This is a genomic window from Shinella sp. CPCC 101442, assembly GCF_024704725.1.
Lineage (GTDB): Bacteria > Pseudomonadota > Alphaproteobacteria > Rhizobiales > Rhizobiaceae > Shinella.
Genome location: NZ_JALIQS010000004.1, coordinates 713081 through 735258, shown reverse-complemented (window position 1 = coordinate 735258; position 22178 = coordinate 713081). Strand labels below are relative to the sequence as shown.

The following is a 22178-nucleotide window of genomic DNA, read 5'->3' as shown; positions in this document are numbered from 1 at the left end:
GTCAATCCTTCAAGACGACGCCGGCGGTCTCGCCGAAGGAGACCCAGACCTTCTCGTCATAGGCGATCGGATCCTCGACCTCGCGCTGGGCATTCAGCATGGAGGCCTTGACCACCTTGCCGCTGGCCAGCTTGACGTAGAAGACCGTCATGTCGCCGAGATAGCCGATATCCCAGATCTCGCCCTCGGCCGCATTGACGGAGGCGTCGACCGGTGCCGCGCGCGTCACCTTCAGCTTTTCCGGGCGGATGGCGAAACCGGCCGACGAGCCGGTTGCCGGTGTGTTGCCGGTCGCGGTGCGGACGGTGAAGCCCTCGTTGACGGCGAGCTCGATCTTGCCGTTGCCGCTCGCCGAAACCTTGCCGTCGAGAATGTTCACGTCGCCGATGAAGTCGGCCACGAAGCGGGAATTGGGCGCTTCGTAGATTTCGGCTGGTGTCGCCACCTGGATGACCTTGCCGTGGCTCATCACGGCGATGCGGTCGGCCATGGTCATCGCCTCCTCCTGGTCGTGCGTCACGACGACGAAGGTCAGGCCGAGTTCCTGCTGCAGGTCCATCAGTTCGAACTGGGTCTCCTCGCGCAGCTTCTTGTCGAGCGCGCCGAGCGGCTCGTCGAGAAGCAGCACCTTCGGGCGCTTGGCAAGCGAGCGGGCGAGCGCCACGCGCTGGCGCTGGCCGCCGGAGAGCTGGTGCGGCTTGCGCTTGGCGAATTTTTCGAGTTTCACCAGCTTGAGCATCTGCGTGACGCGATCGGCGATCTCGTTCTTCGGCATGCCGTCCTGCCGGAGGCCAAAACCGATATTGCTCTCCACCGTCATGTGCGGGAAGAGCGCATAGGACTGGAACATCATATTGACCGGCCGCTTGTAGGGCGGGATACCGGCGATATCCTGGCCGTCGAGAATGATTTCACCCGAGGTCGGGCGCTCGAAACCGGCAAGCATGCGCAAGAGCGTGGACTTGCCGCAGCCCGATGCACCGAGCAGGGCGAAGAACTCGCGATGGTAGATATTGAGGGTGAGATCGTCGACGGCAGTGAAATCGCCGAACCTCTTCGTGACATTGCGGAACGTTATATACGGTTTTGCGTCCGGATCCGTCCACGGCGCGAAGGAACGACGGATATTGCCGAGAGATTTCATTGCCTGTCCCCATCTCTTATTTTTAGGCACTCTTAAGAAAAATGCCCGGAAGAGACTTCCGGGCAATTCGCTTTGGACCGGTTACTGGCCGGTCACGATCCTGGTCCAGGCGCGTGTGAACAGGCGCTGCGTCTTCGGATCGAGCGTCGTATTGGTGAAGAGCTTCTTCAGCGTCTCGTCATCCGGATAGATCGTCGTGTCCTTGATGATTTCCTCCGGCATGACGGCCTGCGCCGCCTTGTTGCCATTGGCGTAGTGGATGTAGGTCGACGCCTTGGCGATCACTTCCGGGCGCATCATGTAGTCGAGGAAGATATGCGCCTCTTCGACATGCGGCGCGTCTGCGGGGATCGCCATCTGGTCGAACCACATCTGCGTGCCCTCCTTCGGGATCGCATAGCCGATCTCGACGCCGTTCTTGGCTTCGTCCGCGCGGTCGCGGCCCTGGAAGATATCGCCCGACCAGCCGACCGCGATGCAGATGTCGCCGTTTGCAAGACCGTTGATGAATTCCGACGAGTGGAACTTGCGAACGAAGGGGCGGATTTTCTGGAGCGCTTCCTCGGCCTTGGCGAGATCGGCAGGGTCGTGGCTGTCAGGGTTCAGGCCCAGATAGGCCAGCGTGACAGGGATGATGTCGGTCGGAGAATCCAGCAGGTTGATGCCGCAATCCTTGAGCTTTTCGGCATTTGCCGGATCGAAGATCACATTCCAGCTGTCGATCTGGTCGGTGCCGAGCGCTTCCTTGATCTTGGCCTTGTTGTAGCCGATGCCGATCGTGCCCCACATATAGTTGATCGAATATTCGTTGCCCGGGTCGAACGGCTGCATGCGGGTCGCAACCATGTCCCACATGTTCTTCAGGTTCGGCAGCTTCGACTTGTCGAGCTTCTGATAGACGCCCGCGGAAATCTGGCGTTGCAGGAAGGTGTTGGTCGGCACCACGACGTCGTAGCCCGTGCCGCCGGCCAGCAGCTTCGTCTCGAGGATCTCGTTCGAGTCGTAGACGTCATAGATGACCTTGATGCCGGTTTCCTTGGTGAAGTCGTCGATGATCGAGCTATCGATGTAATCCGACCAGTTGTAGACGTTGACAACCTTCTCCTGCGCGAGCGCGCCGTTGGCACCCAGCACCGCGAAAAGTGCGGCGGTCGCCAAAAGAGTACGTCTTCTCATTGATTTATCTCCCAGTTTTTTTTGCGGGCCTATGAGTTGGTATGAAGAACAGGTGCCGATTATGGTTGTTTTTCTGGAGGCGACAAGCTGCATTCTACGCAAATCTAGGGCGAATTTTGATATCACATTGTTCCCATTCCTATCAGATTTCAAAACCTATCGGCGATGGAAATCAAGTGGAAATTTACTGGAAGTCGAAAAGGCTCAAGCCGGCGACCATTTCGTCGAGCCCGAGCGGCCGCGTGACGGGCGGTTCGGCGCGGGCGAGACAGCCCTGGCGTTCGCACAGCCGACAGGCCGTTCCGACCGCAACCGCCCCCTCGCGGCGCACCGCCTCGCCGTAAACCGTCTCCTCGGCATGGGCGCCATCGCAGCCAATGAGCAGCGCCGTGCGGCGCACCCGCTCGGCAAAGACGCCCTGCGGGCCGTCCAGCGTGCGCGACACCGTCAGAAAGGCGGCGCCATCGGGCATTTCCACGCGGTCGACGAGGATCTGGCCCGGCTGGGAGAACGCCGAATGCACCCCGAGCTTGGGACAGCCCCCGCCGAAGCGCGCCTGCGGAAAACCCTGCGCACCGGCCCGGCGAAAACGGTGGCCGGCATTGTCGATCTCCAGCATGAAGAAGGGCACGCCTGTCTTGCCGGGCCGCTGCAGCATGGTCAGGCGATTCGCCGCCTGCTCGTAGGAGACGCCGAAACGCGAGCGCAGCACGTCGATATCGTAACGCACACGCTGCGCCGTCGCATGAAAAGCTTCATAGGGCATCATCAAGGCATGAGCGGCATAACGCGCCAGCTCGAAACGGGCGATACGCTTTGCCTCCGCCGTCGAGAAGGCGAGCAGGTCGAGCTCCGCAAAGATTTCATCCTGAAGCACCAGTTGCACCGTCTCCATGGCGATTTCGCGCAGCTGGTCGAAGGGCGACAGGCGCTCCGACAGGAAAAGGCGCATGGAGTGCCGGTCGAAGCGGCGCCGCAGATTCGGCATCGTGTGGACGGGCAGCGAGCGCACGACGACACCATGCTCCTTGCGCAGCCATCCCTTCAGCGCCACCGCCAGATCGTCTCCCGGCGCAAGGGCTGCGTGAAACCGTTCCGCAGCCTCATCGATCGCGCCGAAATAGTTGGGGCGGCTCTCCAGCTTGTCGCGCACCTCGTCCATCGGCAAGAGCGCGCCGGAGAGTGTCGTTGCATGGCCTTCGCGGGCAAGCAGGTCAGCGAGATCGGTGAGGCGGGCAGCCTGTTCGCGATAGGCGCGGTAGAGTTTCAAGATGCCGCTCGCCACGTTCGGCGCCGCATCGGCGATCTCCACCAGTTCCTGATCGCCCGGCAACTCGCCTGACAGCAGCGGATCGGCGAAGACCTCGCGCAATTGGCGTGCATTGCCGGCGCTTTCACCCTGGAGGTCGTCGAGATCCACCTTGTAGACGGAGGAGAGCCGCAGCAGGAGCTGCACCGTCAGCGGCCGCTGGTTGCGTTCGATGAGGTTGAGATAGGAGGGCGAGATCGACAGGCCTTCCGCCATGGCCGTCTGGGTCAGGCCGAGCGCGTTGCGGATGCGTCGCACTTTCGGGCCGGCAAAGATTTTGTTCTCCGCCATGTGTCACATCCTTTACACAGATCGATCGAATTTCAATTTTACAATCTTTACTTTTTTACAGACCAGAATTGTCAAAGACAAGACATCATTACCCGATTGCATCGCTGATTTTCCGGTTTTCTCTCGCCCTATTGTGCGCTGCGATGTAAATACTGTCACATGAAATCGGGCAACGAAATGATACCAGCCCGATCCCGAGACATCGCATTGGAGGATATTATGACCGATTTTTACAACCTCGTCCCGAGCGCACCGAAGGGCCGCTTCGACGGCATCGAGCGCCCCTATACGGCCGAGACGGTCGAGAAGCTGCGCGGCTCGGTCCAGATCCGCCATACGCTGGCTGAAAACGGTGCGAACCGTCTGTGGAAGCTCATCCACGAAGAAGATTTCGTCAATGCGCTCGGCGCGCTCTCGGGCAACCAGGCCATGCAGATGGTCCGCGCCGGCCTGAAGGCGATCTACCTCTCCGGCTGGCAGGTTGCCGCCGATGCCAACACGGCATCTGCCATGTATCCCGACCAGTCGCTCTATCCGGCCAATGCCGCACCGGAGCTTGCCAAGCGCATCAACCGCACGCTCCAGCGCGCCGACCAGATCGAGACGGCGGAAGGTAATGGCCTTTCGGTCGACACCTGGTTCGCGCCGATCGTCGCCGACGCAGAGGCCGGCTTCGGCGGGCCGCTCAACGCCTTCGAGATCATGAAGGCCTTCATCGAGGCGGGTGTTGCCGGTGTTCACTTCGAGGACCAGCTGGCATCGGAAAAGAAGTGCGGCCATCTCGGCGGCAAGGTTCTGATCCCGACGGCGGCGCATATCCGCAACCTCGATGCCGCGCGCCTTGCCGCCGACGTCATGGGCACCTCGACGCTGGTCGTCGCCCGCACCGACGCCGAGGCCGCAAAACTGCTCACCTCCGACATCGACGAGCGCGACCAGCCCTTCGTCGACAGGGACAAGGGCCGCACGGTCGAGGGTTTCTACCAGGTCAAGAACGGCATCGAGCCGTGCATTGCCCGCGCCATCGCCTATGCGCCGCACTGCGACCTGATCTGGATGGAAACCGGCAAGCCGGACCTCGAACAGGCCCGCAAATTCGCCGAAGCGGTGCACAAGGTCCATCCGGGCAAGCTGCTCGCCTACAATTGCTCGCCCTCGTTCAACTGGAAGAAGAACCTGGACGACGCGACGATTGCCAAGTTCCAGCGCGAGCTGGGCGCGATGGGCTACAAGTTCCAGTTCATCACGCTTGCCGGCTTCCACCAGCTGAACTTCGGCATGTTCGAACTGGCCCGCGGCTACAAGGATCGCCAGATGGCGGCCTATTCGGAGCTGCAGGAGGCTGAATTCGCCGCCGAGGTCAACGGCTACACCGCGACCAAGCACCAGCGCGAAGTCGGCACCGGCTATTTCGATGCCGTCTCCATGGCCATCACCGGCGGCCAGTCCTCGACGACCGCCATGCACGAATCGACCGAGCACGAACAGTTCCGCCCGGCCGCCGAGTAACCCTGAACGTCAACCTTCAAGAACCCCGATTAAAAGAGGAGAAATGCCATGACAGTCCAGACCCGAGTCAAGGAACGCGCCGAAGAACAGGCGTCCGCCATGACCCCCGACCAGCAGGCCATGATCCGCATGGTCGCAAACGATCTGCACCGCCTCAACCAGTCCGTCATGAAGGCGGTTGAGGCCGGCGTCTCGGTCGAACTCGTCCGCTCCGCCCGCCACCACGGTGGCGAGGGCAACTGGGGCGACCTGCTGATCCCGGTCATCGTGACGCAGGGTCGCGGCTGACAGGCAAAATCCAGTCAAAGAAAATCCCCGGCGTTCCCTGCGCCGGGGATTTTTCGTTGCGGGTGGCTTGTCACCCCTCGACCCTCGCGGCAGCCGGCCGGAACATCTGCGCGAAGAACGTCCGGTCCGAAAGGCGGCGAAGCAGGGCGGCGATGACGGCCGTCGCCGCGATGGCGAAAACGACCCGCCCGACGAGCACGCCGTAAACGTCCGCACCGAGGGCGAGTACGATGAGAGTGTCTTCGATCACGCTATGCGCAAAACCCATGAAGACGCAGGACAAAAAGATCTGGCGCGGTGACGCACCGCCCGACTGCGCCTCGCGGATCAGCAGGCCCGCACCGTAGGAAATGCCGAGGAACAACCCGACGGCGGTGAGGTGTTCCGCCTCGCCCCGGATGCCGGCCAGCCGCAGCACCGGCGAAAGCGCCTTCATCAGCAGGCCGAGGATTCCCGTCACCTTGAGGATTTCAAGGCTCCAGGACAGAGCGACGAGGATGACCAGCATCCAGATTAACGTCTCTCCAAGGCCGCGAAGATATTCGATCCAGTCCGGCGTCGCGCTGATCGGGATCCAGGCGGGATCGACCGCGGCCGACAGCCAGCCGGTGGCGGCGAGCACATGGTGCAGCAGGAAGGCGTAGAGCAGGCCGCCTGCCATGCGCAGCGCTGTCGTGGCGATCAGGCTCGGGCCGGCCTGCTGGATGATCTTCTGCTCGATGGGAAGCGCATGTGCAAACAGGATGAGCGAGGAGAAGACCGTGACATCCGCCACGCTGAGCGAGGAGACGGGAACGAGGGTGAAAAGAAGCGGAACGGCGCCCCAGATCCCGATCAGCATGCCGGTCAGCCACGCCAGTCCCAGTTCCGGGGGAAGCCCGACGAGGCCCATGACAGGTGCGAAGGCGGGCGTGATCACCTCGATGACCCCCATCCGCGAGAGCAGCTCCGTGACGAGCGCGATGGGGACGGTTATTCGAACAAGCACCCAGTAGATCGCGAGTGTATCCCTGGTTTTGTGCAGGACTGAAATCAAGAACGGCATGGCAGGCTCCTCTTCCGTTGCCTCGATTCCTAGCCCGAACCGTTTCGCAGTTTCGGTCAAATATTGCACCTGAATGCAATTTTATTGCAAAGATCGCGCCGACAAATATGCTCGGCCAATGGACCGCATCGACAAGAAGCTTTTGAACCTCATGCAGCGCGATGCAGCGCGCACCAATGTCGATATGGCGGACGAGGTGGGCCTGTCCCCTTCCAGCTGCCTGCGCCGGACGCAGCGGCTCCGGAAATCAGGCGTGATCGACCGCATCGTCGCAATCCTGAACCCGGCCAAGGCCGGGCGCACGATCAAGGCGCTGGTCACGGTGGAACTGAAACTGCACGGCGAGCAGCATATGCGCCGCTTCCTGGATATTGCCGTTACCGAAGAGGCCGTTTCGCAGGCCTATGCCGTGACCGGCGAGACCGACGTCGTTCTGATGCTGCGCCTGCGCGATATGGAGGAGTATGTGCCCCTCTGCGACAGGCTATTCAGCGATCAGAACAACGTCGCCCGGTACTTTACCATGGTGGTCATCCGGACGGCGAAAGAGGAAACCGCCATCCGGCTTTGAGCGTACCTTACGCCGCGCGATAGACCGCGTGTTCGTCCGCCTCCAGGCGGAACTGCTCGACCAGCATCATCAGCGTGTCGGCATCGCCGGCAAGCTTGCGGCTGGCGGTGGTGGTAAGATCCACCATCGAGGCGTTCTGCTGGGTCATCTGATCCATCTGGTTGACGGAGCCGTTGACCTCCTGCAGCGCCGCCGCCTGGTCGCGGCTGGCCGTCGCCATCATGTCCACATGGTGGCTGACGGAGACGATCTGCTGGCTGATCGAGGCGAGCACCGAGCCGGTCTCCTGCACGAGATGCGCGCCGGCGCTGACCTCGCTCGTCGACTTCTCGATGAGCCCCTTGATCTCGCGCGCGGCACTCGCCGAACGCTGGGCGAGTTCACGCACTTCCTGCGCCACGACTGCAAAGCCCTTGCCGGCCTCGCCCGCACGCGCCGCTTCGATACCGGCGTTCAGCGCCAGCAGGTTGGTCTGGAAGGCGATGTCGTCGATGACCTCGATGATCTGCTCGATCTGGCGCGAGGCACCCTCGATACGACCCATCGCAGCAATCGCGTTGTTGACGACGGAGGCGGAACTGTCGGCGCTGCGCTTGGTGGCGCCGACGACGACATTGGCTTCATGCGCCCGCTCGGCGGAGGAGCGCACGGTCGCCGTGATCTGCTCGACGGCGGCGGCGGTCTCCTCCAGCGAGGAGGCCTGCGATTCGGTGCGCTTGGAAAGCGCATCGGCCGATTGCAGCATGTCCGAACCGCTGCGCTGGATCGACAGCGCATTGGTGCGGATCTGGCCGAGTGTATCCTGCAGGCGTTCGAGCGAGACGTTGAAGTCCTGCCGCAGCTGCTCGAGGCGACCGGTGAAGGGCGTCTCGATCTGGCGCGACAGGTCGCCCTGCGCCAGACGGCCGAGGCCGGCCGCAAGCGCGTTCACGGCAAAGTCGATCTGCCGGTCGAGCGCCTGCTTCTCCGCGTCGTTGCGGATACGCTCGGCATCCGCTTCGGCGCGCTGCTGCTCGCTTTCGGCTTCCACGCGGATCTTCGACAGGGCGTTTTCCTTGAAGACGCCGAGCGCGCGGGCCATGTCGCCGATTTCATCGGCACGGCCCTCGCCGGAGATGCCGGTGTCGAGGAAACCATCGGCCAGGCGGCGCATGGCGCCGGTGATCTGGCCGATCGGTCCCTTCAGCGTCAGCACCAGCGCGATGCCGGCGAGAATGGCGATGGCCGCACCGACGATAGTTGCAAGAACGGAGACCTGATTGGCCTTTTCGCGTTCCGTGCCGGCGCTTGTCTTCTGTTCCTCGGCAAACTGGCTGAGCAGGTTCCAGATCGAATCGATGGACTGGCCTGCGGCATCGAAGTCGGCATTGCGCTGCGCGCTGATCTTGACCAGCGCATCGCTGTCGGCCTGAATGCGCTCCAGCACCGGCGACAGCGTTTCATCGACCTTGTCGAAGAACGGCAGGCCGCTCGCCGTACCGCGCAGGCCCTTGATGTCGAGCTGCAGCATCGACAGGTTGCCGAGCAGCTTGACGCGGTTGTCCTCCGAGGTCTGGCCAAGGAAGCGCACAGCCGCCACTTCGATATCATCGATCGACGAGACCAGCTTGCGCGTCGAGGAGAGAACCGCCTCGGACTTGATGATCGGCTCGTCCAACTCGCCGAAGATGCGGGTCGCCTCGCGCATCTTTTCGGCCGCAGCCCCCTGAAGCTGGATGGTCACCTGGCGGAAGCGGTTCACGCGACGCGCGATTTCCGGCACCGTCACGGCGGCCGGATCCGACGACGACAGGAAGCCGCCCAGTTCGTCGATCGTGTTGCGGATGGTGATCGAGACGACCTTCTGGCTCTTCGGCAGGATCGTCGAGATGGAGCGCTCGGTCTTCGAAATGAACGGATAACGTTCCTTGATGACCTTCAGTTGATCCTCCGGTGTCGCACCGCGGCTGAATTCGGAGAGAAGATCGCCGAAGAACTTGCTGGCCGTCGTCAGGCGCTCGGCTTCACGCAGCATGCTCTTTGCGGCATTTTCGTTCTGCCGCACGGTGCGCTGCAGCTTCGTCGCCTCGTCCAGGATCTTCACCTGCTCGCTGGAGAGCGTGCCAAGGTTCTTGACCATCTTGTCGTGCAGCTTGTTCTCATTGACATAGAGAAGCCACAGCCCGTCCATGCGCGCTTCGATATCCTTGGTCTGCTTCTGGGCGTCCAACAGCTTGGACGCATCGACGTCGGGCGTCAGGCCGTCCATCGTCTGGCGCAGCAGAGCGACCTGCGCCTTCAGCCGCGCGTTGACCGCATCGCGCGTTTCCTCGCTGGTGTTCTGAAGGAACCGGTTCATGCCGGCATAAACGTCCTTGAAGCCGCTCAGCGACTGGAGGACACTGTTGGAAATTTCCATGCGGCCCTGCAGGAGGCCGGAGGCGTAAAGCCCGGTAAAGCCCACGGCGCAGATGGAGAGCACGAAGGGCAGAATGAAGACCAGCACCTTCGTCTGGATCTTGAAGCGTGCGAGAATACGATCAATAAACATTGGCGGAACATCCGTTGTCGGCGTGCTCCACCCCTGCCCTTTTTAGGGCCTCCCCGGGATTCGGACGCCGGATTACCGACTTCATGCGGCTGCAATGCCGCGCATCCGGGGGAGCAGTCATTGCACGCCGCATACATCCGTCATGGGACGCGGCTTCCGGAACCCTATGACGGGATCATCGGCGGCAATCTTTAAAATTCCATCACCAATTTAAACCGATTTATGACGGTCCAAAATGTCAGAGCACAGCGACAGCAAGGGCTGCGACAAGGAGGGCGGCAAGCCCGCAATTGATGCCGATAGCCACGAAACGGCGGCGGCTCTCTTCAGCGGCGATGGCAATAGCGCGGGCGGGGCGGTTTTTTTCAGGCATGCGGCGGTACTCCGTTACGCGAGAACAGGTAACCCGGATGATCCGGCCAGCCGGCGCACATCATGTAGTCTCCCAAAACCGGGAAACGCCGACATTCCGGCAGCATCCGCCGCGAGGTCTTAACGGGCGGTAAAGACCCAATCGCTATTCATGCGTCCCGGTTTCAGACGTCCTGGCCCGCCGCATGGCCGGAGGCCCAGGCCCATTGGAAATTGTAACCGCCGAGCCAGCCGGTCACATCCACCGCCTCGCCGACGAAATAGAGCCCCGGCACCGCCTTTGCCGCCATGCTGCGGGAATCGAGTGCCGCCGTATCGACGCCGCCAAGCGTCACCTCCGCCGTGCGATACCCTTCGGAACCCGGCGGACGGAAACGCCAGTCCCGTAGTTTCTGCACCAGCGCCTCGATGCGTTTTCCCGGCTGCTCGGCGAGCGTCCCGTCGATGGCGAGTTCGGTCACGAGCAGTTGCGCCAGCTTCTTCGGGATATGCTCGGCCAGCACCGTCTGCACCGCCTGTCGGCCGTTCTGTTTGCGGGCGGCGGCAATGACGGCGGCAAAGTCGAGATCGGGGCGGATGTGGAGCGAGATTTCCTCGCCTTCGCGCCAGTAGGAGGAGATCTGCAGGATGGCGGGGCCACTGAGGCCACGATGGGTGAAGAGGGCCGCCTCCGAAAATTCCGTCTTGCCGTGGCGCGCGATGACATCCACGGCGACGCCAGGCAGGCCGTCATGCGCGGCTAACGTTGCGGGATCGAGCATCAGCGGCACCAGGCCGGCGCGGGTGTCCGTCACCGGCACGCCGAACTGCTCGGCGATGCGGTAGGCGAAACCCGTCGCGCCCATCTTCGGGATCGACTTGCCGCCGGTGGCAATCACCAGCGAGGCCGCCTCGATGAGGCCGTGCTCCGTGGCGATCCGGAAGGAATGCCCGTCATGCGAGATGTCACCGACCGGCGTCGAAAGGCGCAGGTCCGCGCCCGCCGCCTTCATCTCGGCCAGCAGCATGGCGATGATGTCCCTGGCCGAATTATCGCAAAAAAGCTGGCCCAGCGTCTTCTCGTGCCAGGCGATACGATGGCGCTCGACGAGATCGAGGAAATCGCGCGGCGTGTAGCGGGCCAGCGCCGACTTGGCGAAATGCGGGTTGGTCGACAGGAAATTCTTCGGGCCGGCATGGATATTGGTGAAGTTGCAGCGCCCGCCGCCGGAGATGCGGATTTTTTCGCCCGGCGCCTTCGCGTGATCGAGCACAAGCACGCGGCGACCCCGCCTGCCCGCCTCGATGGCGCACATCATGCCTGCCGCACCGGCCCCGATAATTACGACGTCCCGCCGTTCTGCCACGTCCATAATCCCCGTTCGCCTCTCCTTTCTGCTATCGCGCCAGAAAGTCAATCGGGACAGGAAAAACAAAAAATACCGCAAAAATCGCGTTTTCTACCCCCCGGGGGGAGCTAGTAAAGGGTTTAACTCTGTCTATGATGGCGCCATCATCAACAAACCCGGTGTGCCATGCCGTCCAAAAAGAAAGTCGTTACCCCCACCATCGAGAAAGCCGCACGCTCTGCAAAAATACCTCCCTCCATCAGCGTGCCACGAGGGGTAAAGACCTGGAAGGACGCCGCAGACTGGCTTCGGGCCCGCGGTATCGAGGATATCGAATGCATCACGCCTGATCTTGCAGGCGTCCCGCGCGGAAAAATGATGCCGTCGTCGAAGTTCACATCGAACACCTCGCTGGCGCTGCCTTCCGCTCTCTACCGCCACACGATATCAGGCGACTACCCGGAAGAGACCGGTAATTTCCGCTATGAGCCGCGCGACAGCGACCTGAAGCTGCTGCCGGATCTCTCGACGCTCTCCGTCGTACCGTGGGAAAGCGATCCAACCGCGCAGGTCATCTGTGACATCGTCGGTTCGACCGGCGAGAATGTGCCCTATACCCCGCGCAACGTTCTCAAGAACGTCGTCAAGATGTATAGCGACCGTGGCTGGAAACCGGTCGTCGCGCCGGAAATCGAATTCTATCTCGTCGCGATGAACGAGGACCCGGACTATCCGCTGCATCCGCCGAAGGGCCGGTCCGGCCGCGCCATCCAGGGCGGCCAGGGCTATTCCATCGCGGGGATCAACGAATTCGACGAACTGATCGACGACATCTATCACTTCTCCGAAAAGCAGGGTCTCGAGATCGACACCCTGATCCACGAGGAGGGTCCCGCGCAGCTCGAAATCAACCTGCGCCACGGCGATCCGATCGAACTCGCCGACCAGGTGTTCCTCTTCAAGCGCACGATCCGCGAGGCCGCGCTCAAGCACGACATCTACGCGACCTTCATGGCAAAGCCCATGCAGGGCCAGGCGGGTTCGGCGATGCACATCCACCAGTCGGTGGTCGAGATCGCGACGGGCAAGAACGTCTTCTCCAATCCGGACGGATCGGCTTCGAAGGAGTTCTTCCACTTCATCGGCGGCATGCAGACCTATGTGCCGAAGACGCTGGTGATGATGGCGCCCTATGTGAACTCCTATCGCCGCCTGACGCCCGACATGTCGGCGCCGGTCAACAATGCCTGGGGCTACGACAACCGCACGACGGCCTTCCGCGTGCCGGTGTCGGACGCCGCCGCACGGCGCGTCGAGAACCGCCTGCCGGGATCGGATGCCAATCCGTATCTGGCGCTCGCGGCCTCGCTCGGCTGCGGCCTGCTCGGCATCATGAACCAGATCGAGCCGAGCGAGCCGACGGGAGACACCGCAAACGAGGGGTCGATCGATCTGCCGCGCGGTCTGCTTGAGGCCGTTTCGCTGCTGGAATCCGATCCTGCGCTTGCGGAGGTTCTGAGCCCGGAGTTCATCGGCCTCTATGCCGGCGTCAAGCGCGGCGAGTTCGAGACCTTCATGCAGGTGATCAGCCCCTGGGAACGTGAGTTCCTGCTGCTCAACGTCTGAGCTATCAGGCGGTCCGGGCCGCCGAAACGATCAGTCCCTGAGAAGCGGCCGGCGCCCCGGCGCGCCGCCGCACCCTCTTGACCGAATGAGTGTGTGCAATGCCCTGGCAAAGCCCGATTTCCCCCGGTGTCTCCTGGTATGAGGCCAGCGTCGGCGACCGGCCCGAATATGCCCCGCTCGACGGCTCCGTCGAGACCGATGTCGCCATTGTCGGCGGTGGCTTCACCGGCCTGCAGGCCGCCTACAACCTTGCGAAGAAGGGCGTGCGTGTCACGCTCATCGAGGCGCATCGCTTCGGCGACGGCGCCTCCGGCCGCAACGGCGGCCAGCTCGGAACCGGCCAGCGCTCCGACGCGGAAACCCTTGAAGCGGAACTCGGCTTCGAGCGCGCCAAGGCGCTGTTCGACCTTGCGGAAAATGCCAAACAGCATATTCACGATTTCGCCACAGATCACAGCCTCGACATCGACTACGTGCCCGGCCAGCTCAATGTGAGCCACAAGGCGAGCTACGAGAAGGAGTTTCGCGATCACATCGAGATCGCCGCGACGCGCTTCGGCTACAACCATCTGAGCTACATGGACCGGGCGGAGACCGAACAGCGCGTCGGTTCGAAACGCTTCTTCTTCGGCATGCGCGATATCGGCACCGGCCATATCCACCCGATGAAGCTCCTGGTCGGTATTGCCCGCGCAGCGCAGGCCGCCGGTGCGGGCCTGCATGAAAAGACCCCTGCCCTGAAGATCGAGCGGACGGGCGGCAAGGCGGTCATCACCACCGCCAGGGGTACGATCCGCGCCGACAAGGCGTTGATCTGCTGCAACGCCTATATCGGCAATCTCGAACCCAAAACCGCATCGCATGTCATGCCGATCCGCTCCTTCATCGGCGCAACCGTGCCGCTCAACAAATTCCCCTCGATCATTCCCGGCGGTGAATCGATTGCCGACACGCGTTTCGTCGTGCGTTATTTCCGCAAGACCCGCGACGGCCGCCTGCTGTTTGGCGGGCGCGAGGCCTATTCGGAAAATCTCGACGACATGGCACCGCCCATCCGCCGGCAGATCGAGGAAGTCTATCCTGAACTGAAGGGCATCGAGCTCACCCATGCCTGGGGCGGCTCCGTCGGCATCACCATGCCGCGCAAACCCTATGTGCGCGAGGTCATGCCCGGCATCACGACGATCGGCGGCTATTCCGGCCATGGTGTCATGTTGTCAAACTATTGTGGCAAGCTCTACGCCGAGGAGGTGACCGGCGGTGCCAAGGAACTCGACCAGTTGAAGGCTCTGAAAATCCCGGCCTTTCCCGGTGGCCCGAGGTTCCGCACGCCGCTTCTGTTCCTCGCCATGACGTGGTACGCGCTACGCGACAAGCTCTGATCTGTTCGGAAACACCGATTTTGTTGCGTTGCACGCTGGTGTTTTTAAATCGATTAGATTATAACACCCGGCAACAGAACGAGATCGAGATATCCGATGAGCAGCCAGATCATTCCTGTTGAACCCTTCGACTATGTCGTCTTCGGCGGAACCGGCGATCTTGCGGAACGCAAGCTCCTTCCGGCCCTCTACCACCGGCAGCTCGCGGGCCAGCTTTCCGATCCGACGCGCATCATCGGCGCGTCGCGTACCGCCTTTACGGACGCGGAATACCGCAAGTTCGCCGTCGATGCGCTGACGGAGCACCTGAAGGCCGAAGAGCTCGACGACGAGCAGATCAGGATTTTCTGCGACCGGTTGTTCTACGTCGCCGTCGATGCCAAGTCCGACCAGGGCTGGGACAAGCTGAAGGACCTGCTCGACGAGGGCAAGGAACGCGTGCGCGCCTTTTATCTGGCTGTGGCGCCTGCGATCTTCGGCGACATCTCGGAAAAAATCCGCGACCACAAGCTGATCACCAAGCAGACCCGTATTGTCGTCGAAAAGCCGATCGGCCGCGACCTTGCCTCCGCCAACGAGCTGAACAACACGATCGGCAAGGTGTTCCGCGAAGAGCAGATTTTCCGCATCGACCACTATCTCGGCAAGGAGACGGTGCAGAACCTGATGGCGCTGCGCTTTGCCAACGCGCTCTACGAGCCGCTGTGGAACTCCGCCCATATCGACCATGTGCAGATCACGGTGGCCGAAGCCGTCGGCCTCGAAAGCCGTGCCGGCTACTATGACAAGGCCGGCGCGCTGCGCGACATGGTGCAGAACCACATTCTCCAGCTGCTCTGCCTTGTCGCGATGGAAGTACCCTCCTCCATGGATGCGGAAGCCGTGCGCGACGAAAAGCTGAAGGTGCTGCGCGCCCTCAAGCCGATCGACCAGTACAATGTCGAGCGCCTGACGGTGCGCGGCCAGTACCGCGCCGGCGCTTCGGCCGGCGGCCCGGTCAAGGGTTATCTCGAGGAACTGGAAGGCGGTGTCTCCAACACCGAAACCTTCGTCGGCATCAAGGCCGAGATCGGCAACTGGCGTTGGGCGGGCGTGCCCTTCTACATCCGCACGGGCAAGCGCCTTGCCGCGCGCATGTCGGAGATCGTCATCACCTTCAAGCCGATCCCGCATTCGATCTTCGACCCGACGGCGGGCCGTATCGAGGCCAACCAGCTCATCATCCGCCTGCAGCCGGATGAAGGCGTCAAGCAGTCGCTGATGATCAAGGACCCCGGTCCGGGCGGCATGCGCCTGCGCAACGTTTCGCTCGACATGAGCTTCGCCGAGGCCTTCGACGCCCGCAACGCGGATGCCTACGAGCGTCTGCTGCTCGACGTCATCAGGAACAACCAGACGCTCTTCATGCGCCGCGACGAAGTGGAAGCCGCATGGCGCTGGGTCGATCCGATCCTCAAGGCCTGGGAAGCGACGGGCCAGCTCGCGCAGGGCTACACGGCAGGCACCTGGGGTCCGAGCCAGTCGATCGCGCTTATCGAGCGCGACGGCCGCACCTGGCATGAATCGTAAGGAAGCCCGATGAGCGCGAGACTGCACGAATTCAAGGACGGTGCGGCCCTGGCCGAAGGTCTGGCGGACACGGTTTCCGCCACGCTTGCCGAGGCTATCGCCGCACGCGGCAAGGCGACCATCGCCGTCTCCGGCGGCTCGACGCCAAAGGCCTTCTTCAAGGCGCTGTCCAGCCGCGACATCGACTGGGCCAAGGTGACGGTCACGCTTGTCGACGAGCGCTTCGTGCCGGCGGATAACCCGCGCTCGAACCACCTGCTCGTTTCCGACAACCTGCTTCAGGACAAGGCGAAGGCCGCTGGCTTCCTGCCGCTCTACCGGGAAGCCGGCAGCGCGGAAGAGGCGGCGAAGATCGTGTCGGCGGATGCCGCCTCGCTCGGCGCTCCCTTCGACGTCGCCATTCTCGGCATGGGAACGGACGGCCATACGGCCTCGTTCTTCCCCGGTGGCAGCAAGCTTGACGAGGCGATCTCGGCTGCCACGCCGCGCGGCGTCATCACCATGGAAGCCGAGGGTGCAGGCGAGACCCGCCTCACCTTTACCTTCGCCAGCCTTCAGGATGCCCGCCTTCTGGTGTTGCATATCGAAGGCCAGGGCAAGAAGGACGTTCTGGCCGCCGCGAAAGCGGATGGTCCCGAAACCGACATGCCGATCCGCGCCATTCTGCGGCGCGCGGCAACGCCGGTCGATATCTACTGGGCGCCCTAGCACGTCCAGCCGGCTGAAGCCGAACATGCCGCGGCGCGAGGCGCCGTTTTACCCGCGGATGGCGCAGCGCTCCCGCTCGCCTTGCCGTGCACAAATGCAATCGAGGAAGTCAGGATAATCCCATGTCCGCCGACAAGCGCATTGAAGCCATCACCGCCCGCATCGTCGAACGCTCGAAGCCGCACCGCGAGCCCTATCTCGGCCGCATTCGCGCCGCCATCTCCAAGGGCGTGCACCGCTCGGTGCTCTCCTGCGGCAACCTCGCGCATGGCTTTGCGGTCTGTTCCCCCGCCGAGAAGGATGCGCTCGCCGGTGATCGCGTCCCCAACCTCGGCATCATCACCTCCTACAACGACATGCTCTCGGCTCACCAGCCGTTCGAGACTTATCCGGCGCTGATCCGTGACGCCGCGCGGGAAGCGGGCGGCGTGGCGCAAGTCGCCGGCGGCGTACCCGCCATGTGCGACGGCGTCACCCAGGGCCAGCCGGGCATGGAACTGTCGCTGTTCTCGCGCGATCTCATCGCCATGGCGGCCGGTATCGGCCTGTCGCACAACATGTTCGATTCGGTCGTCTATCTCGGCGTCTGCGACAAGATCGTGCCGGGCCTGACGATCGCGGCGCTGACCTTCGGCCACCTGCCTGCCGTCTTCATTCCCGCCGGTCCCATGACCTCGGGCCTGCCGAACGACGAGAAGGCGCGCGTGCGCCAGCTCTTCGCCGAAGGCAAGGCCGGCCGGGCGGAGCTTCTCGAAGCCGAATCCAAGTCCTATCACGGCCCCGGCACCTGCACCTTCTACGGCACCGCCAATTCCAACCAGATGCTGATGGAGATCATGGGCTTCCACATGCCCGGCGCCTCCTTCATCAATCCCGGCACGCCGCTGCGCGATGCGCTGACCAAGGAAGCCGCCAAGCGGGCGCTTGCCATCACCGCGCAGGGCAATGAATTCACGCCGGCCGGCGAGATGATCGACGAGCGTTCCGTCGTCAACGGCGTCGTCGGCCTGCACGCCACGGGCGGCTCGACCAACCACACGCTGCATCTCATCGCCATGGCGCGCGCCGCCGGCATCGTGCTGACATGGCAGGATATTTCCGAACTGTCCGACGTCGTGCCGCTGCTGGCCCGCGTCTATCCGAACGGCCTTGCCGACGTAAACCATTTCCATGCCGCCGGCGGCATGGGGTTCCTCATCCAGGAACTCTTGAAGACCGGCATGCTGCACGACGACGTACGCACGGTGTATGGCCAGGGCCTCAAATCCTATACGGTCGATGCCAGGCTCGGCGAGAACGGCACGGTCGTGCGCGAACGATCGCCGAAGGTCAGCCACGACCCGAAGGTGCTTGCCAGTATCGAGACCCCCTTCCAGGCGACGGGCGGCCTCAAGATGCTGACCGGCAATGTCGGCAAGGCCGTCATCAAGATTTCGGCCGTCAAGCCGGAACGCCATGTCATCGAGGCGCCGGCAAAGGTCTTCCACGATCAGCTGGAACTCAACGCTGCCTTCAAGGCCGGCGAGCTAACCGGCGATTTCATCGCCGTCGTGCGCTTCCAGGGGCCGAAATCGAATGGCATGCCGGAACTGCACAAGCTGACCACCGTGCTCGGCATTTTGCAGGATCGCGGCCAGCGCGTGGCACTGCTCACCGACGGCCGCATGTCCGGCGCATCCGGCAAGGTGCCGGCCGCCATCCACGTGACGCCCGAGGCGGTCGATAACGGCCCGATCGGCCGTATCCGGAACGGCGACATGATCCGGCTGGATGCAACCCATGGCACGATCGAGGTTCTGGTCAACGCAGCCGAATTCGCCGCCCGCCCGCAGGCGACGGCCGATCTCTCCGGCAACGAATTCGGTATGGGCCGCGAGCTCTTCGCTTCCTTCCGCGCCCTTTCGGGGCCGGCCGATCACGGGGCGAGCGTGCTGTTCGCATAAAGGGAAAGAGGGGCGTTTCGCCCCTCTTTTTGCATCAGCTGTAGATATCCAGCGTCCGGCCCTGATGGTTGCGGTGCGTCGAATAGACGAAGATGCGCTGCAGGTCCTTGTCGGAAAGCAGGCGCAGGAAGCGAGCCTCGACCACGTCGTTGGGATAGACCCGTTGCGTCAGGCAGCCCACCATCGGCAGACGGGCGCTGACGATATCGAGGTAGAAATTGCGCGGCAGTTGAAACTTCGTCGTCATGGTGATGACGGCGCCGCTGCGCGAGAGCTTGACGATCAGGCCGCGACGGGAAACGAGATTCATGAGGCCGCCGTTCTCGGTGAACTCGATGCGCGCCTCGTTACAGGTATCCTCCATCGGGAAACTCTTTTCCCGATCGTACATGAAGGACTCTTCCTTGTTCAGGTAGTTGTTGCGCGGTGTCTGCCCGATGCCCATTTGCCTGTCCCTGGCATTTCATTTTTCAGGAAAAGCCTAGGCAGCAAGACTTAACATCGGGTTGAGCGGCAGGCCCAATTCCTGCCGCCCTGATGCAGAATCAAACAGCGCGGTAGCTCTGTCCGGCCGCATTGAAGAGATGCAGCTTCGCCCTGTCGGCCGTGAAGCGTACCTTGTCGCCGCGCTTGACGTCGAGGATGCCGGGGATCTTCGCGATGATCGGCTCGCCCTGCACGAGACCATCGATGTAGAGCAGCGTCACCTCGCCGAGCGCCTCGACGATCGACACCGTGCCCTCGAAGAGGAAGTCGTCACCGGTCGAGATCTGAAGATCTTCCGGACGGACGCCGAAACTTGCCGTCTTGCCGGCTTCGGAGGCAGCCGTCGGGATATCGACGCTGGAAATCCGGCCGCCCGTCAGTTCCACCGCCGTCGATGCGCCGGCAGCGGTGATCTTGGCGGGGATGATGTTCATGGCGGGCGAGCCGATGAAGCGGGCAACGAAGAGATTGTCCGGGCGTTCGTAAAGCTCGAGCGGCGGGCCGACCTGCTCGATATGGCCGGCCGAGAGCACGACGATGCGGTCGGCAAGCGTCATCGCCTCGACCTGGTCATGCGTGACATAGATCATCGTCGTGTCGGCCATCTTCTCGTTGAGCTTGGCGATTTCGATGCGGGTGGCGACACGCAGCGCCGCGTCGAGGTTCGACAGCGGCTCGTCGAACAGGAACACTTTCGGGTTGCGGCAGATGGCGCGGCCGATGGCGACGCGCTGCCGCTGACCGCCCGAGAGTGCCTTGGGCAGGCGGTCGAGATACTTGGTGAGCTGGAGGACATCCCCGGCCGCGCGCACCCGGCGGTCGATCTCCTCCTTGCTCTCGCCGGCGATCCGCATGCCGAAAGCCATGTTGTCGTAGACGGTCATGTGGGGATAGAGCGCGTAGGACTGGAAGACCATGGCGATGCCGCGCTTGGAGGGCGGCACGTCGTTGACGCGTTCGCCATCGATCGTCATGTCACCGCCGGTGATCTCCTCGAGACCGGCGATCATGCGCAGCAGCGTCGACTTCCCGCAGCCGGACGGGCCGACGAAGACGATGAACTCGCCCTGCTTGATGTCGAGATCGATGCCGTGGATCACGTCCACCGCGCCGTAGGATTTACGGATATCCTTGAGAACCAGCCCTGTCATGTCTCTCTCCCCTTTGTCCTATTTCTCAGTCCGTTACGCGAAGCGGGCGAAGAACCCGCTCCAGGCCGGAAGTTCGATGTTTTCCTCATGCATGATGCTGCCGAAGCCGTGCCCCTCAAGCACCTCCAGCTGGCCCGCCGGAAGCTCGGCGAGACGTGCGATCGGGCTCATGTTGAAGGCGCAAAAGACCTTCTCGTTGCCGTGCGTGCGCACGAAGGAGAGGATCGCGCCCTCGGCCGACTGGAATTCGATCTCGCCCTTGACCAGCGCCACATGCTCCTTGCGGAAGGCGAGGAAACGGCGGTAATGCGAAAGCACCGAGGTCTCGTCGCCCTCCTGCACATTGACGGCGCGCTCCAGATGGACGTTTGGAACCGGAAGCCATGGCTTACCGAGGCTGAAGCCGCCGGACTGCTTGTCACCCTCCCACACCATGGGCGTGCGGCAACCGTCGCGGCCCTTGAAATCCGGCCAGAACTGGATGCCGTAGGGATCCTGCAGGTCCTCATAGGCGAGCTCCGCTTCCGGCAGCGCCAGTTCTTCACCCTGATAGATGCAGACGGAACCGCGCAGCGACATCAAGAGGCTGGCCAGCAGCTTGGCATGGGCCTCGTGGTCGGTGACGGCATTGCCCCAGCGGCTGACATGGCGCATCACGTCGTGGTTGGAGAAGGCCCAGCACACCCAGCCTTCGGGGGCAGCCTTTTCCAGCGCGTGTTGCGTTTCGGCGACGAAGGCCGGCGTCAGCGGATCGGGCGCGAGGAATTCGAAGGCGTAGCACATATGCATCTTGTCGCCGCCGGAGGTGTATTCGCCGGCGATCTCGAGACCACGCTGGCTGTCACCGACCTCGCCCACGGCGGCAATCGCCGGAAACTCTTCCATGACGGCGCGGAAGCGCTTGAGGAATTCCAGGTTCTCCGGCTGGTTCTTGTCGTAGAGATGTTCCTGATAGTTGTAGGGGTTCACGGCCGGCGCCGTCTGCGCATTGCGGCGCTCGGGGGCGAGCGACGGGTTGTCGCGCAGCTCCTTGTCGTGGAAATAGAAGTTGATCGTGTCGAGGCGGAAGCCATCGACGCCGCGCTCCAGCCAGAAGCGGGCGACCGACAGCAACGCATCCTGAACTTCCGGATTGTGCAGGTTCAGGTCGGGCTGCGAGGTCAGGAAATTGTGCATGTAATATTGCAGACGCGTCGGATCCCACTGCCAGGCGGAGCCGCCGAAGATCGACAGCCAGTTGTTCGGCGGCGTGCCGTCGGGCTTGGAATCCGACCAGACATACCAGTCCGCCTTCGGGTTGGTGCGCCGCGAGCGGCTTTCGACGAACCACGGATGTTTGTCGGAGGTGTGCGACAGGACAAGGTCGATCATGACGCGGATGTTGAGGCGGTGCGCCTCGGCGATCAGCGCGTCGAAATCGGCGAGTCCGCCGAAGATCGGATCGACGTCCTGGTAGTCCGAGACGTCGTAGCCGAAATCCTTCATCGGCGAGGTGAAGAAGGGCGAAATCCAGATCGCATCCGCGCCCAACGAGGCGACATGGGCAAGCCGCTCGGTGATGCCCTTGAGGTCGCCGATCCCGTCGCCATTGGTGTCCTGGAACGAGCGCGGATAGATCTGGTAGATCACCGCGCCGCGCCACCAGTCCTTGTCCGGGATGAGAAGGGTGGAATCCGACGTCGTCGTCATTCTCGTATGTCCTGTTTTTACTTTGTTTTACGCAATTCCGGACGCAAAACCGCTTCACACT

Annotated in this window: 18 protein-coding genes; 8 read left to right on the top strand and 10 right to left on the bottom strand. The window is 62.7% G+C overall.

The features are described 5' to 3' along the window. Position 1: 1 nt before the first annotated feature. The 3 genes from MUO32_RS18890 to MUO32_RS18880 form a co-directional block, all read right to left on the bottom strand. Positions 2-1144 carry an ABC transporter ATP-binding protein gene (locus MUO32_RS18890; protein WP_257949906.1) on the bottom strand — a complete coding sequence of 381 codons (1143 nt, stop codon included), beginning with the start codon at positions 1142-1144 and terminating at the stop codon, positions 2-4. 81 nt (positions 1145-1225) lie between these two features. Further along, on the bottom strand, positions 1226-2335 hold the full coding sequence (locus MUO32_RS18885) for a polyamine ABC transporter substrate-binding protein (protein ID WP_374708686.1): 1110 nt from the start codon (positions 2333-2335) through the stop codon (positions 1226-1228). 169 nt (positions 2336-2504) lie between these two features. After that, positions 2505-3920 (bottom strand): helix-turn-helix domain-containing protein, encoded by a 1416-nt coding sequence (locus MUO32_RS18880; protein WP_257949904.1) that lies wholly within the window; start codon positions 3918-3920, stop codon positions 2505-2507. A gap of 219 nt (positions 3921-4139) precedes the next feature. Here MUO32_RS18880 and aceA point away from each other — a divergent pair, with 219 nt between their 5' ends. Together aceA and MUO32_RS18870 are read left to right on the top strand one after the other, a co-directional pair. Beyond that, on the top strand, positions 4140-5429 hold the full coding sequence (gene aceA / locus MUO32_RS18875) for an isocitrate lyase (RefSeq protein ID WP_257949903.1): 1290 nt from the start codon (positions 4140-4142) through the stop codon (positions 5427-5429). Positions 5430-5477: 48 nt separating this feature from the next. Then, on the top strand, positions 5478-5717 hold the full coding sequence (locus tag MUO32_RS18870; RefSeq protein ID WP_023516665.1) for a hypothetical protein: 240 nt from the start codon (positions 5478-5480) through the stop codon (positions 5715-5717). Positions 5718-5787: 70 nt separating this feature from the next. Here MUO32_RS18870 and MUO32_RS18865 read toward each other — a convergent pair whose 3' ends face one another. Continuing rightward, the gene (locus tag MUO32_RS18865; RefSeq protein ID WP_257949902.1) at positions 5788-6762 is read right to left on the bottom strand and encodes a nucleoside recognition domain-containing protein; all 975 of its coding nucleotides are present in this window, start codon (positions 6760-6762) and stop codon (positions 5788-5790) included. A 118-nt stretch (positions 6763-6880) separates the two neighbouring features. Here MUO32_RS18865 and MUO32_RS18860 point away from each other — a divergent pair, with 118 nt between their 5' ends. Further along, on the top strand, positions 6881-7333 hold the full coding sequence (locus MUO32_RS18860) for an Lrp/AsnC family transcriptional regulator (RefSeq protein ID WP_257949901.1): 453 nt from the start codon (positions 6881-6883) through the stop codon (positions 7331-7333). A gap of 7 nt (positions 7334-7340) precedes the next feature. Here the strand turns inward: MUO32_RS18860 and MUO32_RS18855 are convergent, their stop codons facing one another. The 3 genes from MUO32_RS18855 to MUO32_RS18845 all read right to left on the bottom strand — a co-directional run bounded on the left by MUO32_RS18855 (position 7341) and on the right by MUO32_RS18845 (position 11581). After that, the gene (locus MUO32_RS18855; RefSeq protein WP_257949900.1) at positions 7341-9863 is read right to left on the bottom strand and encodes a methyl-accepting chemotaxis protein; all 2523 of its coding nucleotides are present in this window, start codon (positions 9861-9863) and stop codon (positions 7341-7343) included. Positions 9864-10101: 238 nt separating this feature from the next. Continuing rightward, a complete protein-coding gene (locus MUO32_RS18850) occupies positions 10102-10236 on the bottom strand; it encodes a hypothetical protein (RefSeq protein WP_257949899.1) in 135 nt (44 codons plus the stop codon). Between the two features lie 163 nt (positions 10237-10399). Further along, entirely contained in the window at positions 10400-11581 is a 1182-nt protein-coding gene (locus tag MUO32_RS18845) for an NAD(P)/FAD-dependent oxidoreductase (protein WP_257949898.1), read from the bottom strand. 168 nt (positions 11582-11749) lie between these two features. Here MUO32_RS18845 and MUO32_RS18840 point away from each other — a divergent pair, with 168 nt between their 5' ends. The 5 genes from MUO32_RS18840 to edd all read left to right on the top strand — a co-directional run bounded on the left by MUO32_RS18840 (position 11750) and on the right by edd (position 18791). After that, positions 11750-13189: a glutamine synthetase family protein gene (locus MUO32_RS18840; protein WP_257949897.1), complete on the top strand. Its 1440-nt coding sequence runs from the start codon at positions 11750-11752 to the stop codon at positions 13187-13189. A gap of 98 nt (positions 13190-13287) precedes the next feature. Then, complete coding sequence (locus MUO32_RS18835; protein ID WP_257949896.1) at positions 13288-14571, top strand: FAD-binding oxidoreductase; 1284 nt, start codon at positions 13288-13290, stop codon at positions 14569-14571. A 96-nt stretch (positions 14572-14667) separates the two neighbouring features. Next, positions 14668-16140: a glucose-6-phosphate dehydrogenase gene (zwf, locus tag MUO32_RS18830; RefSeq protein ID WP_257949895.1), complete on the top strand. Its 1473-nt coding sequence runs from the start codon at positions 14668-14670 to the stop codon at positions 16138-16140. A 9-nt stretch (positions 16141-16149) separates the two neighbouring features. Further along, complete coding sequence (gene pgl / locus MUO32_RS18825) at positions 16150-16848, top strand: 6-phosphogluconolactonase (RefSeq protein WP_257949894.1); 699 nt, start codon at positions 16150-16152, stop codon at positions 16846-16848. Between the two features lie 122 nt (positions 16849-16970). After that, the gene (gene edd / locus MUO32_RS18820; RefSeq protein ID WP_257949893.1) at positions 16971-18791 is read left to right on the top strand and encodes a phosphogluconate dehydratase; all 1821 of its coding nucleotides are present in this window, start codon (positions 16971-16973) and stop codon (positions 18789-18791) included. A gap of 34 nt (positions 18792-18825) precedes the next feature. Here edd and MUO32_RS18815 read toward each other — a convergent pair whose 3' ends face one another. From MUO32_RS18815 to MUO32_RS18805, 3 genes are all read right to left on the bottom strand, one after another. Beyond that, the gene (locus MUO32_RS18815; protein WP_257949892.1) at positions 18826-19236 is read right to left on the bottom strand and encodes a hypothetical protein; all 411 of its coding nucleotides are present in this window, start codon (positions 19234-19236) and stop codon (positions 18826-18828) included. Positions 19237-19336: 100 nt separating this feature from the next. Then, a complete protein-coding gene (locus tag MUO32_RS18810; RefSeq protein ID WP_257949891.1) occupies positions 19337-20428 on the bottom strand; it encodes an ABC transporter ATP-binding protein in 1092 nt (363 codons plus the stop codon). A gap of 33 nt (positions 20429-20461) precedes the next feature. Next, positions 20462-22117, bottom strand: coding sequence for an alpha-glucosidase (locus MUO32_RS18805; protein ID WP_257949890.1), 1656 nt, complete (start codon positions 22115-22117; stop codon positions 20462-20464). Positions 22118-22178 lie beyond the last annotated feature (61 nt).